12 protein-coding genes are annotated in these 15,052 nt (G+C 54.1%); 5 read left to right on the top strand and 7 right to left on the bottom strand.

All coding sequences use genetic code 11. The features are described from left to right. Window positions 1–53: 53 nt before the first annotated feature. A complete protein-coding gene (locus ACR6A7_RS03940; RefSeq protein WP_434123496.1) occupies window positions 54–1,316 on the top strand; it encodes a DUF1479 domain-containing protein in 1,263 nt (420 codons plus the stop codon). 75 nt (window positions 1,317–1,391) lie between these two features. Next, a complete protein-coding gene (locus ACR6A7_RS03935; protein ID WP_434123495.1) occupies window positions 1,392–2,141 on the top strand; it encodes a DeoR family transcriptional regulator in 750 nt (249 codons plus the stop codon). Between the two features lie 7 nt (window positions 2,142–2,148). On the opposite strand, the gene ACR6A7_RS03930 is transcribed toward ACR6A7_RS03935, so the two are convergent. Further along, window positions 2,149–3,033, bottom strand: coding sequence for a LysR family transcriptional regulator (locus ACR6A7_RS03930; RefSeq protein ID WP_434123494.1), 885 nt, complete (start codon window positions 3,031–3,033; stop codon window positions 2,149–2,151). A 99-nt stretch (window positions 3,034–3,132) separates the two neighbouring features. Here ACR6A7_RS03930 and ACR6A7_RS03925 point away from each other — a divergent pair, with 99 nt between their 5' ends. Further along, window positions 3,133–3,858 (top strand): SDR family oxidoreductase, encoded by a 726-nt coding sequence (locus tag ACR6A7_RS03925; protein WP_434123492.1) that lies wholly within the window; start codon window positions 3,133–3,135, stop codon window positions 3,856–3,858. A gap of 83 nt (window positions 3,859–3,941) precedes the next feature. Here ACR6A7_RS03925 and ACR6A7_RS03920 read toward each other — a convergent pair whose 3' ends face one another. The 3 genes from ACR6A7_RS03920 to ACR6A7_RS03910 form a co-directional block, all read right to left on the bottom strand. Continuing rightward, window positions 3,942–4,163 carry a YdgH/BhsA/McbA-like domain containing protein gene (locus tag ACR6A7_RS03920; RefSeq protein WP_434123490.1) on the bottom strand — a complete coding sequence of 74 codons (222 nt, stop codon included), beginning with the start codon at window positions 4,161–4,163 and terminating at the stop codon, window positions 3,942–3,944. A gap of 101 nt (window positions 4,164–4,264) precedes the next feature. Next, window positions 4,265–4,963, bottom strand: coding sequence for an aspartate/glutamate racemase family protein (locus tag ACR6A7_RS03915; protein ID WP_434123489.1), 699 nt, complete (start codon window positions 4,961–4,963; stop codon window positions 4,265–4,267). A gap of 143 nt (window positions 4,964–5,106) precedes the next feature. Further along, window positions 5,107–7,155 (bottom strand): FUSC family protein, encoded by a 2,049-nt coding sequence (locus ACR6A7_RS03910; RefSeq protein ID WP_434123487.1) that lies wholly within the window; start codon window positions 7,153–7,155, stop codon window positions 5,107–5,109. Window positions 7,156–7,345: 190 nt separating this feature from the next. Here ACR6A7_RS03910 and ACR6A7_RS03905 point away from each other — a divergent pair, with 190 nt between their 5' ends. Further along, window positions 7,346–8,287: a sulfonate ABC transporter substrate-binding protein gene (locus ACR6A7_RS03905; protein WP_434123485.1), complete on the top strand. Its 942-nt coding sequence runs from the start codon at window positions 7,346–7,348 to the stop codon at window positions 8,285–8,287. A 371-nt stretch (window positions 8,288–8,658) separates the two neighbouring features. Here the strand turns inward: ACR6A7_RS03905 and ACR6A7_RS03900 are convergent, their stop codons facing one another. The 3 genes from ACR6A7_RS03900 to ACR6A7_RS03890 all read right to left on the bottom strand — a co-directional run bounded on the left by ACR6A7_RS03900 (window position 8,659) and on the right by ACR6A7_RS03890 (window position 13,160). Then, complete coding sequence (locus ACR6A7_RS03900; protein ID WP_434123484.1) at window positions 8,659–9,633, bottom strand: ParB family protein; 975 nt, start codon at window positions 9,631–9,633, stop codon at window positions 8,659–8,661. Between the two features lie 7 nt (window positions 9,634–9,640). After that, complete coding sequence (locus ACR6A7_RS03895) at window positions 9,641–10,840, bottom strand: AAA family ATPase (RefSeq protein WP_434123483.1); 1,200 nt, start codon at window positions 10,838–10,840, stop codon at window positions 9,641–9,643. Window positions 10,841–12,227: 1,387 nt separating this feature from the next. After that, entirely contained in the window at window positions 12,228–13,160 is a 933-nt protein-coding gene (locus tag ACR6A7_RS03890; RefSeq protein ID WP_434123482.1) for a RepB family plasmid replication initiator protein, read from the bottom strand. A gap of 436 nt (window positions 13,161–13,596) precedes the next feature. On the opposite strand from ACR6A7_RS03890, the gene ACR6A7_RS03885 reads away from it, so the two are divergent. Further along, complete coding sequence (locus ACR6A7_RS03885; RefSeq protein WP_434123480.1) at window positions 13,597–14,967, top strand: aldehyde dehydrogenase family protein; 1,371 nt, start codon at window positions 13,597–13,599, stop codon at window positions 14,965–14,967. Window positions 14,968–15,052: the final 85 nt, after the last annotated feature.

The following is a 15,052-nucleotide window of genomic DNA, read 5'->3' as shown; positions in this document are numbered from 1 at the left end:
GAAACACAATTTTATTACAAATGAAAAACAGTTACCAGCCTACGGAGGCCAAAATGACCCTACACACACAGGCTACGCCGTTGCCCGACGACACCAGCGTAGCGATTCGCACCTTTAAACAGCAGCTTCGTGAGCAAATCGGCGATGTCGAGGCGCTTTTCGCCCGCGTCAGCCAGCGCATCGAAAGCGCGATTGCAGAAGCAAAAGAGGAAGAGCAGCAATACGGTACGGCATGGCCGATTGTGTCGCTGGACGCTATCGCGCAGGGAGCGGTTTCGAATGAAACCCTGGCGCGCATTAAACGACGCGGCTGCGTCGTGGTGAAGCAGCAGTTTCCTCGCGAGCAGGCGCTGGCGTGGGATCAATCGCTGCTGGATTATCTCGATCTGAATGACTTCGACGCGCAGTATCGCGGCCCCGGCGATAATTTCTTCGGCAGCCTTGAAGCGTCACGTCCGGAAATTTTTCCCATCTACTGGTCGCAGGCGCAGATGCAGGCGCGCCAGAGCGACGCCACCGCGCAGGTGCAGTCTTTCCTGAATCGTCTGTGGCGTTTCTCTTCACAGGGCAAGCAGTGGTTCGATCCTGACGTCAGCATTATTTATCCCGACCGCATCCGTCGTCGTCCGCCGGGCACCACCTCGAAAGGGCTGGGTGCGCACACTGATTCCGGCGCGCTGGAGCGCTGGCTGCTACCCGCTTATCAGCAGGTGTTCGCCGCCGTCTTCCATGGCGATATAGAGGCTTACGATCCCTGGGACGCGGCGTGGCGCACCGAGGTGAATGAGTACGACGTGCCCGACACCACCAAATGCTCCGCGTTTCGCACTTTTCAGGGCTGGACCGCACTGTCAGATATGCTCGCCGGACAGGGTCTGCTGCATGTGGTGCCGGTGCCGGAGGCGATGGCCTATATTCTGCTGCGTCCGCTGCTCGACGACGTGCCGGACGACGAGCTGTGCGGCGTCGCGCCCGGCAAGGTGCTGCCCGTCAGCGAGAAGTGGCATCCGCTGCTGATTAACGGCCTCTGCTCGATTCCGCCGCTGGAAGCGGGCGATTCGGTATGGTGGCACTGCGACGTCATCCATTCCGTCGCGCCGGTGGAAAATCAACAGGGCTGGGGAAACGTGATGTATATTCCCGCCGCGCCGATGTGCGCCAAAAACCGCACCTGCGCGCAGGCGGTCGCCGAAGCGCTGGCGCTGGGTCGGTCGCCAGCAGACTTTCCGCCTGAGGATTACGAAACGGGCTGGCGCGACCGCTTTACGTTCGACGATCTCAACGACAACGGCCGCCGCGCACTCGGTCTGGCCTGATCATTGCCGCGCAGCGTCCCCTGCGCGGCCTCTCTCTGCTACACTGGCGCCACCCTTTTCCACTAAACGGCCCGCATGAACGCTCGTCATCAACAGATTATTCAACTTGTTAACACGCGCGGCAGCGTGACGGTCACCGAACTGGCCCAGCTGACCGGCGTTTCCGAAGTCACCGTCCGTCAGGATCTCAACCTGCTGGAGCGCGACCATTTCTTGCGCCGCGTTCATGGCTCCGCGATGGCGCTGGACAGCGATAACGTTGGCATGCGTATGCATACGCGTTATGAACTCAAACAGGCGCTCGCCAGTCACGCCGCGGGCCTGATTGAGGCCGGCGAGGCGATCTTTATCGAAGGCGGCAGCACCAATGCGCTGCTGGCTCGCCTGCTGGCCGATCGCGCCGACATTACGGTGATTACCGTCAGCCATTTCATCGCGCACCTGCTGAAAGACGCAGCGTGCGACGTGATCGTGCCAGGCGGGCTGTTGCAAAAGAGCAGCCAGTCGATGGTCGGCCCGCTGACGCGCTACTGCATTCAGCAAATACACTTCCATAAAGCCTTTATCGGCGTTGACGGCTGGCAGGCGGAAACCGGCTTTACCGGCCGCAATATGCTGCGCTGCGATGTGGTTGATGCGGTACTGGCGAAGAGTGTACCGACCTGGGCGCTGACGGACGCCTCGAAGTTCGGGCAGATCCATCCCTATCCGCTGTCGTCAGGCTATCGCGTTACGCAGGTCATCACCGACAGCGGGCTGAGCGCCGAGACGCTGGCGCAGCTAGAGGAACAGGGCGTCGCGGTCACGCGCATTGCATCGCGCTGACTGTCGCCTAAATCTTCATATGATCGATGAGCGCCCGCAGCTTAGGCGCCAGATTTTTCCGACTGGGGAAGTAGAGATAGAATCCGGCGAAGGTCGGCAGATACTCCCCCAGCAGCGGCACCAGCTCGCCGCGCGCGATATAGGGCTGATAGGTCTCCTCCATGCCGAATGCGATGCCACCGCCCGCGCAGGCGGTGCGGATCATCACCCCCATGTCATTGGTATTCAGCCGCGCGTTAACCGCCACATCGAACTCCCTGCCCTCTTCCGCAAATTCCCAGCGATAAGGGGCCACGCCCGGCTCGCGGCGCCAGCCAATGCAGCAGTGCTGCAGCAGCTCATGAGGGTGACGCGGTGTGCCGCAGCGCGCCAGATAATCGGGCGAGGCGACGGCGACCTGCCGCTGGCGCAGCGAGACCGGCACCGCAATCATATCCTGCGCGATGATCTCTCCCAGCCTGACGCCAGCGTCATAGCCCTGCGCCACAATATCGAACTCTTCGTCAGTGATGGAAATATCCAGCTCGATATGGGGATAGTGGCTGAGAAACGACGCCAGCAGCTCACCGTTGATAAAACGTTCGGCAATAGAAGAGACGGCGAGCCGCAGCAGCCCTCGCGGCTCGCCCGCCAGCGCGCTGACGTCCACCACCGCCTGATTGAGCTGTGAGATGGCTGGCGCCGCCTCGGCGTAGAGCCTCTCCCCGGCCTCAGTAAGGCTCAGACTGCGCGTTGTGCGATGTATCAGCGATATCTGTAGCCGATCCTCCAGCCGCCTTAAGGCCTGGCTCACTGCCGGTCGCGTCACGCCCAGCGTCTCAGCCGCCACGCGAAAGTTGCGCGTTTGCGCCAGGGTGACAAAGACCTCCAGCGCGTTTTTATCCAGCATCATTGGTTAGCCTCTGTTACCAGTCAGGTAAGGAACGGGTGGATTCTCTTTATAGAGCAGCAGGCCTAGGATCGCCAGACACTTAACAGCAGGAGAGAAACCATGAGCAATAAAGTGATCTTAATCACCGGCGCCTCAAGCGGCATAGGCGCAGGCATCGCGCGTGAGCTGGCGGCGAGCGGCGCGACGCTGCTGCTAGGCGCACGCCGTGTCGATCGTTTAGAGAGGCTGGCGGCGGAGCTTGAGCGCCAGGGGGGAGAGGTGGCCGTCGCCGCACTGGATGTCACCTCACGCGCGTCCGTTCAGCAGTTTGCCGACGTCGCGCTGGAAAAGTGGGGGCGGATCGACGTAATGATAAATAATGCGGGCGTGATGCCGCTGTCGCCGCTGGCATCGCTGAAGGTGGATGAATGGGATCAGATGATTGACGTCAATATCAAAGGGGTGCTGTACGGCATCGCCGCCGTGTTGCCGCCAATGCTGGCGCGTGAAGCGGGCCATATCATCAATATCGCCTCCATCGGCGCGCTGAGCGTTTCGCCCACCGCCGCCGTTTACTGCGCGACCAAGTTTGCCGTGCGGGCGATCTCAGACGGTTTGCGTCAGGAGAATACGCAGCTGCGCGTAACCTGTATTCATCCTGGCGTAGTGGAGAGCGAACTCGCCTCTACCATTACCGATCCCGCCGCCGCCGCGCTGATGGAGGATTATCGATCTATCGCGCTCCAGCCAGCGGCGATTGGACGCGCCGTCCGCTTCGCAATCGAGCAGCCTGACGATGTCGACGTCAGCGAGATTGTGGTGCGCCCTACCCGCTCGCCCTATTGACCCCGCGTTAGCGGTTAAGACCGGGCAACAAAAAAGGCTGCCTTGCGGCAGCCTTTTCTGGCACGTCCCTGTACGACCATCCGTTATTTATAGAGTTCAGCGGTCATGTAGACGCCGTTATCGGCGCGGGCGCTGGTAATTTTGTAGCCTGATGCGCCTTCAGCCTGCGCTTTTGCGGCGATATGGGCTTCAGCGCTGTCCAGCGTGCTGCCGTGTGCAGAGATGCTTTCTGCGGCAAAGCTGCCGAATGAGATCACAGAAAGTGCAGCGACGGTAGCAAGAGCGAGTGTTTTTACGTTTTTCATGGTCAAAATCCTTCTTTTGTTAGTGCAAGGCAACATGCCTTCGATGGGTGTAATAGTAACCCTGGTTACTATTACTCACCTAACAAAAAGTGCGATCTTGATCACTCTTTTTTTAATGCCTGCTGGACCGCCCATTGCGCATGAATTTGCGTGGTATCGAACAGGGGCACACAGGCATCGTTCACTGTAACCAGCATAGTAATTTCGGTACAGCCGAGGATAATCCCTTCGGCACCCTGTGCGGCAAGCATGGCCATGATCTCGCAAAACCGCGCCCGCGATTCCGAATTGATTACTCCCTGACACAGCTCCTGATAGATAACCTGATGGACAAAGTCACGGTCATTCTGCTCAGGCGTGATAACCTCCAGCGCCCATTTATCCGTGAGCCGTCCGCGGTAAAAAGCCTCTTCCATGGTAAAGCGCGTGGCCAGCAGCCCGACCTTCTTTAATCCTTGTTCATGGATGCGTTGCGCAGTTGCATCGGCGATATGCAGCAGAGGGATCGTTACCGCCTGTTCAATCTGGGGTGCCACTTTATGCATGGTATTGGTCGCCAGCACCAGAAAGTCAGCGCCTGCACGCGAAAGCGCCTGCGCCGCTTGCGCCAGCAGCAGGCCAGCTTTGTCCCATTGCCCTGCGCTTTGCAGCTTCTCTATCTCGTCAAAATCGACACTGTAAAGCACTACGCGCGCCGAATGCAGGCCACCCAGGGCAAGCTTAACCTCTTCATTCAGGATGCGGTAATAAAGCGCCGTCGATTCCCATGACATGCCGCCGATTAAGCCGATCGTCTTCACATTATGCCTCGCTGCTCCAGGTAATCATTATCTATAGCATGCCTGATAACAGGCCGCGCTGGCGCGGCTTTATTGCCAGGCGGGTGCGCTTGAGCACAAAAAAACAGCCACGGATGTGGCTGTGCTTATTTTCCGGGAATGGATTACGCCTTCTGTGGCCAGCGGGCCTGAGGAAACAGCGAGAGCCGTACGTTGAACAGATACAACAACGGCGCATAAAAGCGACTATCGTGTTGCGCCAGGGTTTCCAGCGCCAGCACCAGCCTGTCCAGCTCACCTAGCAGCGCCTGATGCGGCGGCGTCTGTAACACCCTGATACGGCTTTTAAGGAATTGCCGTAGCTCGCCGAACAGCGGGTCGCAGCTAATCTGATGCTCGGCCAGCAGCGGCTGATGACGGACGTAGAAGTCATAGCAGTTGGCGCCCAGCCAGGCTTCGGTAATCAGATTGCCACCCGCCGCCAGTTCGGCATCGTTGTCGATACGCTTACGAGGAAGGATAACGTTAACCTTGTCCAGCGTGCGCGCCACAAACTGCTGACGCATCAGCAGCGAAGCGCTGTTGAGCTCAACCGTAGTAATAAACTGCAGCAGCTCTTTCAATCCTTTGCGCAGCGCACGTTTAGCAGTCCAGGCAGGCCGTTTGTTGCGGATCACCGCGGTAATCATTACCGCTGCCGCAATGCCGCTGAGGGTAGAGAGGGAGGCATTCACTATAAGCAGCAGGTTGGGTTTGAAGTGATGACTCATTCCGATCAGGCCAGGGATCTGCGTCGCCACAATCAGGCCGATCAGATTGGTGGAGGGATTAGCGATCACCAGTCCTAACGCCATCAGCCCTGGCGCCAGGCAGAGCACCAGCGCTTCAAAGGAGGTCGCTTCCGGTATCAGCAAGGTGGTGTAAAGCATGCTGATGACGATCGCCACCACCACGCCCTTGAGAAAAATTTTCATCGGCGCGAGCGGACTGTCCATGGCAGCAAAGAAGGAGCAAAGAACCGCCGCCATCATGGGGGCAGTGGCGCCATCCACCCAGCCGCTGCCTATCCAGAACAGACAGGTCAGGAAGGTGGCTAGAAAAGCGGTCAGGCAGGAGAGCAGCAGCATGCCTTTATCGACATGTTTATGGCTGCGCGCCACCTTGCCAGGTTTCGTGCTCGGCGTCAGATCGCTGACGCGTTCGCCCACCGTCTGGTAAGCCTCTGCGATACGCACGAAATTCAGTAGCCTTTCCAGCAGACCGGCGAGCAGGATGCTCTCCTCAACTGGCAGCTCACCGCTTTCCCACTCCGCCTTAAGTTGCTGCTGCGCTATCGACAGCCTTTCCTTAATCGCCTGCGTTTCGGCGCCGTGCTCGGCGCTGTTCAGCCAGTACAAAAACTGCTGAAACGTCTGCGCGATATGCTCTGGAAAGCGTATCTGCTGTTCCGCCAGCAGATTAAGGCGCGCCTCAATCGCCGTGAGCGTGGGAATTAAATAGGAGAGATGCTGATACTGCACGCTGACCAGCCGAATTAGCCGCCGTGCCGCCTCACCTTCATACACACAGTGGGTAATCAGGGTTTCTACGTTTAGCGGATAGTTCGCCATCTGGATAAGAATGTCTTCCCGTTCCAGCGACTTCTCTTTAGGCATCACTGTAATCAGCTCGGCGCAGAGCTTTCTGGCATTTTGATACCAGTTGCTGACACTCTGCTCCAGCATGCTGCTCATCGAAACCGGCATGATGAGCCGATGCACCAGGCTGCTACAGAGGATAGCGACGCTAATCTCCTCCACGCGCGAGATAACCGTATAGGTGATGTCGGCCGGAGCGGTAACGTCAGGAAAGCCCATAATCGCCGCGCTATATCCCGCCAGCATAAAGACATAACTTTTGGGCGTGCGGTCGTGTAGCGACAGGTAGAGACAGAGCGCGACCCATAGCGAGATGCAGAGGCTGAACAGCATCGGGTCCTGCACCGTGGCGGGATAGATCAGCAATACTAACAGCCCGCCCAGCAGCGTGCCTAAAAACCGGAAAACAGATTTTGAGATAGTCGAGGCGGAATAAAGTTGTGAAGCGACATAGACGGTGGTCAGTGACCAGGCAGGTTTATCAAGGTTGAGTTCTAGTGCGATAAAGAGCGCTAAGAAGGCGGCCAGGCAGGTTTTGCTGGAAAAGAGTAGCGCGCTTTTTGAAAACCACTTCATACGGTGAATGGACCTCAGACAGGCATTTTTGGCCGTATCCTGGCAGAAGGCATGGCGGAATGCTCTTTGATTATTACTACAAATTATTAACGTGCTAACTATTCTCTCGCAGCATAAGTCAATGTAATTGGTTATTTATTGGTTATATCCGCTATTTGCTAAGGTTAGCGAAAAAACCGGAGAGCAACAGATGAAAAGAAACGGATTAACGCTGGCAATAGTGGCCTGCGCCCTGAGTGCCCTGACTGCCGTCACTCACGCAGCGCCTCAGCAGGTCAATATTGGCTATCAGAAAGCGAATATTTTTGCCCTGCTTAAATATCGCGGCACGCTCGACGCCGCCTTAAAAAAAGAGGATATCGCCGTTCGCTGGGTCGAGTTTCCCGCCGGACCGCAAATGCTTGAAGGACTGAATGTAGGTAGCATTGACCTGGCGGCCACCGGCGATGCGCCGCCCGCATTTGCTCAGGCGGCAAAAGCCGATCTGGTTTACCTGGGACATTCGCCTGCGAATCCGAAAACCGAAGCAATTGTAGTGCCTTCATCATCTGCTATTCACAGCGTTAAAGACCTTAAAGGTAAACGTGTGGCGCTGAATAAAGGCTCAGACGTTAACTATCTGCTTATCGCTGCGCTTGAAGAAGCCGGGCTGACCTATAAAGATATTACGCCGGTTTATCTGCCGCCAGCCGATGCGCGCGCTGCTTTTCAGAAAGGCGCGGTGGATGCCTGGGTGATTTGGGATCCCTATCTCGCAGAAGTTGAAGCCAGCACTGGCGCGCGTCAGGTGCGCAATGCGGAGGGACTGGTGCCGCATTACACTTTTTATCTCGCCAGCCGTAAATTTGCCGACAGCCAGCCTGAGACAGCCAAAAAAGTGCTTGATGAGCTGGGCGCTTTAAGCCGCTGGGCAAATGATCATCAGGATGAGGCAGCCGCAATTCTGGCGCAGTCTACTGGTCTGGATAAAGCTATCTGGCGTACCACGCTGACACGTCTGCCTTATGGAGCGGAACGCATGTCCGACAGCGTGTTTACGCAACAGCAGACGCTGGCGGATACTTTTACCCGCGTGAAGCTGCTGCCGGTTAAAGTCGATGTGCGATCGGCTACCTGGTCAGCAGATAAGTAATAATGTGTTATTGTCCTGACCTGAGGGCAATCATCTCCGCACTTATCGTCAAGCCTGGCGATTTCGGCCTGAAATCCTGATTAAAAAATATTTTTATTCAATCACTTACATATGAAACTGCACTGGAGAAGGTTGTTTTGTTTTCAGCATGGGCAAAGTATAGCGAGAGATCTTGCGCTTTTTATAGCTAGCGCTTTGCCTGATAGCTTTTGACTTTAAATTAGATTGAAATTCTGGCGATTTCAGCCTGAAATTTTTTTGTAAAAATCGCAAAAACAGTAAGTTAGCTTTGAAATACTGATGGCGAACAGAGAGGCGGGAAGAGGGGGGATAAAACACATCCGGGTAGCGATTTACCCGGATGTAGAAGCTTACTGATCGCCCAGATATTTGCGTAACGTTTCGGCAATCACTTTGTCCAGTTCTTCCTGCAGCTCTCTGGATTGGCGGTTAAACTCGTAGCTGAACATGCGGCCGCGAATTTTCTTCCGGGCAAAACGATCCTTATCCACAAAGGTCCAGAGGTTTTCTGAGACAGGTTTCTCTTTTGCGGGGACTTCCATCAGCGTCTGACTGCCGTTACGCACCAGACGAAGGATATGGTTTTTCACCTCATCTTCTGCCAGGCCTTCGCGGGCGCAGATACTATCCACATCCATAGACACGGTTTCGATGAGCCGCTCAATCGGCTGTCCTGTTTCAGAAAGTTTATCGGCGGCCATCAGCAGCGCCTTGTAATCAGGATAGGTCAGTTCGGAATGGTTGGGAAAAAGTGAAATCAGCTCTGCCGGCACGCTCGCCGCCTGTAAAGCTCGCGTCACTTTTGCCTGTGACAGGCCCTGACTCTCTGCGATCTCTTTTTGCGACAGGCCACCGTTTTTTAACGACAACAGACGCAGGCCAACTTCACGCAGGTTATGTTCACGCGCGGTCTGGATATCCTGAGCCAGCCGACGCGCCTCTTCGGTGGTGATCGCAGTTTCAGAAACCAGGATATCCAGCCCGGTCTTGCAATACAGCGCGGCAGCGCGACGGCGCGAACCGTCCAGGATCTCAATCCGCCCGTCCCGCTTTACGCCGATTGCCGGGAAAAACTGCTGAAGCTTGATAGTGCGGATAATATCGCGCAGCGAATCGGGCGTCAGACCCGCCTGATCACGACCGTTGGTTTCCATCACCACAAAGGTTTTATCTTCTATTTCCCTGGCTTCAATGCGCTCAAGGCGAAACAGGGCGCGCTTTCCCGTTGAAAGGACAAAGGTTTGGGTGAGCGTGTCTGTTGTCGCTTCAGCCTGCACAGGCGTCTGGCTAAAAGTTCTGCCAATAGTAATTCTTTTTGCACTCATAGCGACCTCAGTTCAGGCGAATAAATTCAATACGGTCAAAAACCGCTTTCGCAAAATCTTCCGCGGCTGAGCGCGCGTTCTTTAACGCTTCGCTGCTGCCGACGTAGGTAGAAGGGTTAGCCGATATAACGGTGTCAAAGGATTCGCCACAGCGCTCAAACCCGTCCAGGCGCGGCAGAGCGGCATCAAGCATATCGCCGCCGAATATCTCTTTTGCCAGGCTGTGACAGAGTTTGTGATCCGCCTTGTTCGACAGCTTAGACATAAAGCCGATATTGCCCTGCAGGCGGCAGGGCGCGCCGGACTGTTCGATGATATCGATCAGCTCAGGAAGGCGCGTCAGATACTTAAGAGTTGAGTGGAAATCGACCTGCGCTGGCGGCACGGGCGTCATCAACAGATCGGACGCCGCGATGGCATTTTTCAAAAATGCATCCAGATGCGGGCCGCTGTCGATAAAGATGAAATCATAATCTTTCTTGAGTTTAGCAATGACATTCTCATACAGCACCGCATGTACATTCTGTTCAGAAAGATGTTCAGCACAGAGTTCTTCCCAGCGGGAAGCGATAAAAGCATCGTCAATGGATGCCGGCAGCACATCAACGCCGGGAATAATCGACGGCACGATAAATTCTTTTAACAGCTCTTCACGACTGACGTTTTGCAACATTGCCTGCGCGGCTGTCGCTTCGACAATACCCACTGAGCGTTCGTGGTTAAGGAACATCGTCGCAGAAGACTGAGGATCGAGGTCGATAACCAGTATGCGTAAATCTTCAAAAAGCAGATGTGGATGCGCCCTTAGTGCATGAGCAAGAGAGACGGTCGAGACAGTTTTAGATACGCCACCTTTAAGATTACCCACGAAGATTGTATAGGCTTCGGAATGGCGATCGCGATATTTAGGCACGCCGCGGTGGTGATAAATATCGATGATGTTTTCAATCGACATAGCGTACTTGGTCGAACTACCCGCAGCGCGCTTGTCAAACTGGTAGCCGCTTTCTTCCATCTCATTGACAGCATAGTCAACGCTCGCGCGCGTCAGTTTTGGCAATTTTGCCAGCGCAGCTTTAGCGTAAACCTGGTAAAAAGTATTTTCGTGTAGCTCTTCTTTCTGCGCCTGAATCTGTTCTGTCAGGCTTAGCAGCATCCGCTCAGACCGTTGTGCGACCTTCAGCACCTGCTTTTCGTCGTTAGCCATACTTGCTCCACACATGTAGGATTTGTGACTTTATACATAAATCCTGCATGTCGGGCAAGAAAATATCTTTCATACCGAAATAAAGAAGGATCCAAATTTGGCTGTTAAGATAAGAGGTTGTTTCCAAGATTCACTGTAATCAGTACCAGGCCGTAAAGATGTTAACTAAAAAAGCAAACATTCACTGCAATCAGTTATTCATTCACTGTAATCAGTAGCCTGGAACCATTACCCGCTTTAAGTTTCCTTATTCCCTGCATCACCTAGCTAAACGTTCACTGTAATCAGCTGTTACCCCAGCAAGCATTCACTGTAATCAGCGGAGGAGGGCAAGAAAACGATACACGCTCAAACATTCACTGTAATCAGTAACCGCATCCTCGATGCATAAGCTGGCAGAGTTTCAAAGCGGAAATGTTCACTGTAATCAGAACAGCATTCACTGTAATCAGCAAATATGCTCACTGTTCACTGTAGTCAGCAGCCAGCGTTGAAGGGTGGAGCAAGCAGGAAGGAAAGAATGGTGGAGCGGCAAACATTCACTGTAATCAGCGAACAAGCTGAGAGTGGCCAAAGCAAAGCACTAACGTTCACTGTAATCAGCAAAGAGAGTAAACCCAACCGACAGGCAAGACGTCAGCACAGAAAAAACGAAGAAAGAGATGCAGAACGCAGGAGAGAAAAGTCAAAGATTCACTGTAATCAGCAAAAAATAGTAGGCCATGGAGAGGCGCAGCAGCGTTCACTGTAGTCAGTAGGCGCAGCTAACCGGATCCTTAGCTATCTGATAACACCGTGTAGAAGATGAGATTCACTGTAATAAGCAATAGCGCTTAAATAAGCTGCAAAAACCGTTCGTCAGGCTTAAAAGATTACTGTAATCAGCAGAAAAGCTGACCCTGTCACGTTTCACCGCGACAGACATGATAGTGTTGGTGTTCACTGTAGTCAGTAAATCGAGATCTCCGAAGGAAGTTAATAAAAATCATTGTAATTCATTGACTTAAAAAATCATTCACTGCATGCAGTACAGCGCCTCTTTGAACCATTCACTATATTCAGCAGATAAGCTTCCCAGAGTGGCCTCAGAGAATATTCACTGTAATCAGTGTAGACAGCATTCTGGAGATAGCAAGAGAGTTGAAGATAAGGTTAGTAAGCGCAAACAAACTAGCTAACCGTCTGTTTTAACTCACTATTGAAAGGATAAAAAACAGAATAAGAAGATATGCATCGGTTCGAGTTCACTGATTACAGTGAACGATGCCTATTACAGTGAACGGTGCAGAGGACCCACCACTGTGAACGATATGCCATCGCGGCAACCATCCCGTTCCCGGAAAAGTGACAGTGCCGCAGGCAACATACCGATTACAGTGAACGATGCCTATGACTCATCAAAATCGATTTCGTCGAGAGCATCAATACTCTCCAGCGTACTGATTCCATCAAGTTTTGGCGTACGACTGTGGATGATAAAAAACACCGAGCGGCCACGTTTAACCTCGGAATAATCGAGATAGCCAATCTCCTTCAGCTGCTCCATAGCGCGTCGCACAACGTGGTTCTGCGTCGTGGTTTTTGAGCCGAGATTCAGGCGCATACGCAGACGCGCCAGCGAGATAGGGGCAGGATTTGTTGGCAGGCTCTCAAGAAAGGTATAGAGCGCCTGCGCGGACTCTTTGCGCTTAAGCCGGGATATCGCTCTGAGCTGCAGCAGAACTTTATGGTCGAAGTTATAGAGCTCAAACAGCTTGGGATCGGCCTGAATGCGCACGACATCCTTTTCCCGATCGTAATAGGCAGACTGCACCAGGTGCGTATGGTAAGCCTTACCGTTACCCTCAAAGGAAAGGGTATTTGTGGCGATGCGCCGCAATGAGGCGTCCAGCCGCTTACGCAACGCCGCAGAAGAGTTAGCGGAAGGAATGCCGCACATCTTAACGAAATCGATAAAGGGCAGGGTAACGGTATCGCCCTGAGTCGGATAGCGGGAAAAAGACTGAATGATCCCCGCCCAGGTTTTGAAATCGTTATCCATATCCAGCCTCGCGCCGGTAATGGTAATCTTTTCATAACCCTCTGCTTTCACCAGCGACAGGTTTTTAAGCTCTTTGGTCGCATCGGTGGAAGCCATTGCTCCTGACTTTCCGCGCGCTGTTGACTTTAGTGTCGGGACAAACAGTCCCAGACGCATCAACGCGACGGGCTGAACAGTATTGTTCTTATTGGGATGAAGCTGAATAACTTCGCCGCTGTTTTTGGTCACCGACAGAAAAGGTTCAAGTAACGCTTTGTTTTCGCTCTCTTTATCTGCCATAACATGAGATCTTCATTCTGTGGATGAAAGGGATCGTTTTCTGACTACAGTGAACACTAGCACTGTTTATAGTGAACATTCTACAGTGTATAGTGAATAAAGTACTGATTACAGTGAACTCTTTACTGATTATAGTGAACGCGATCACCTTCTGAGCCCTTGTGCCGTGCGGCCTGCGACGATCGGGGATCTCTTAGGATCTCTTTTAGATCTCTTTATGATCGTTTATTAGGATCTTCTCACTGTATATGTGGATAAACGATCGTCGCCATGATGTCAGTCAGGCATCGCCTGCAACAGATCGACCGAGAAACCGCATCAGGCGCCAATGTTATCTTCATAATATAAAAACAAGTTGCTCACTATTATTCATTTTTCATCACGAACCAGGAAGGGTAGGGTAAGCCCATCGTCCACAGATATGCTGAGAGGCAACATGACCGATTACGCTGTTTCAAAAAATCCCGCCAATGGCGACATTCTGGCTCGCTATCCTATGCAGTCTCTGACGGAGCTGGATAACATCCTTGCAGCCAGCGCAGCAGCTTTTAAACAGTGGCGCGATACGGATATAGCGTTGCGCGTTAAAGTGCTGCGTCAGCTGGCTGAACAACTGCGGCAGCGCGAACCGGAACTGTCACGCACAATCACGCTGGAGATGGGCAAACCTCTGGCGCAGTCACGCGCCGAAATACTCAAATGCGCCACCCTCAGCGACTGGTACGCCGAGCACGGCCCGGCAATGCTGGAAGATCAACCTACGCAGGTACCAGACGCCTGGCAGCGCTTTAAACCTGTCGGCACCATTCTGGCAGTGATGCCGTGGAACTTCCCCTTCTGGCAGGTGTTACGCGGCGCTGTGGGCATGCTGCTCGCTGGAAATACTTACGTTCTCAAACATGCGCCGAACGTCATGGGCTGCGCCACGCTGATGACGGAGCTGTTTGACGCGACAGATCTGCCTAAAGGAGCCTTCGCTTCCGTAAATGTCGATAATGACGGTGTCTCTGCCGCAATTAAGGATCCGCGCATTGCCGCCGTCGCTGTAACCGGCAGCGTGCGCGCCGGCTCCGCTATCGCTGCCCAGGCGGGCGCAGCGCTGAAAAAAACCGTTCTCGAACTGGGTGGATCGGATCCTTTTATTGTGCTGGCCGACGCCGATCTGGACGAAGCGGTAAAATCAGCCGTAACTGGACGCTATCAGAACACCGGGCAGGTCTGCATGGCCGCTAAACGCTTTATCGTCGAGGCGTCCATTGCAGAGGAGTTTGAAGCGCGCTTCAGCGCGGCGGTACAGGCATTAACCATGGGCGATCCACTGGATGAGAAAAATTATCTCGGCCCTATGGCTCGTTTCGATCTGCGTGATGAGCTGCACAATCAGGTGCAGCAGTCACTGCGCGAAGGTGCGCGTCTGGTGCTGGGCGGTGAAAAGATCGCGGGCGAAGGTAATTACTATGCACCGACGATCCTGTCAGATGTCACCACCGAGATGACGGCGTTTCGTGAAGAGCTGTTTGGCCCGGTAGCGGCGATCGCTGTGGCTCGGGACGCCGATCATGCACTGGCTATCGCCAACGACAGCGAATTTGGTCTGAGCGCCACGGTGTGGAGCCGTGACAGCGCTACGGCAGATCGTCTGGCGGATCGTATCGAAACCGGTGCCGTGTTTATCAACGGCAACGGCGCGTCGGATCCGCGCGTCACCATCGGCGGCGTTAAAAAAAGCGGCTATGGCCGCGAGCTCTCCCATTTTGGCGTGCATGAGTTCTGCAACATTCAGACCGTCTGGAAGAACCGCCGCTAAAACCCGCTACGCGTCGATCACAGAAGCGAGGGCAAGCTGGCCCTCGCTTTTGCCGTTTAAGGGCACCACGCTGCGCTGAGGCGCT

The organism is Pantoea phyllosphaerae (assembly GCF_051025595.1).
Taxonomy (GTDB): Bacteria; Pseudomonadota; Gammaproteobacteria; order Enterobacterales; family Enterobacteriaceae; genus Pantoea.
The sequence above is the reverse complement of the archived record's forward strand: the minus strand, read 5'-3'. Positions and strand labels throughout refer to the sequence as shown.

Coding starts and splice junctions, on each gene's coding strand:
- ACR6A7_RS03940 (WP_434123496.1), top strand. CDS start 54: ATGACCCTACACACACAGGCTACGCCGTTGCCCGACGACACCAGCGTA.
- ACR6A7_RS03935 (WP_434123495.1), top strand. CDS start 1,392: ATGAACGCTCGTCATCAACAGATTATTCAACTTGTTAACACGCGCGGC.
- ACR6A7_RS03930 (WP_434123494.1), bottom strand. CDS start 3,033: ATGATGCTGGATAAAAACGCGCTGGAGGTCTTTGTCACCCTGGCGCAA.
- ACR6A7_RS03925 (WP_434123492.1), top strand. CDS start 3,133: ATGAGCAATAAAGTGATCTTAATCACCGGCGCCTCAAGCGGCATAGGC.
- ACR6A7_RS03920 (WP_434123490.1), bottom strand. CDS start 4,163: ATGAAAAACGTAAAAACACTCGCTCTTGCTACCGTCGCTGCACTTTCT.
- ACR6A7_RS03910 (WP_434123487.1), bottom strand. CDS start 7,155: ATGAAGTGGTTTTCAAAAAGCGCGCTACTCTTTTCCAGCAAAACCTGC.
- ACR6A7_RS03905 (WP_434123485.1), top strand. CDS start 7,346: ATGAAAAGAAACGGATTAACGCTGGCAATAGTGGCCTGCGCCCTGAGT.
- ACR6A7_RS03900 (WP_434123484.1), bottom strand. CDS start 9,633: ATGAGTGCAAAAAGAATTACTATTGGCAGAACTTTTAGCCAGACGCCT.
- ACR6A7_RS03895 (WP_434123483.1), bottom strand. CDS start 10,840: ATGGCTAACGACGAAAAGCAGGTGCTGAAGGTCGCACAACGGTCTGAG.
- ACR6A7_RS03890 (WP_434123482.1), bottom strand. CDS start 13,160: ATGGCAGATAAAGAGAGCGAAAACAAAGCGTTACTTGAACCTTTTCTG.
- ACR6A7_RS03885 (WP_434123480.1), top strand. CDS start 13,597: ATGACCGATTACGCTGTTTCAAAAAATCCCGCCAATGGCGACATTCTG.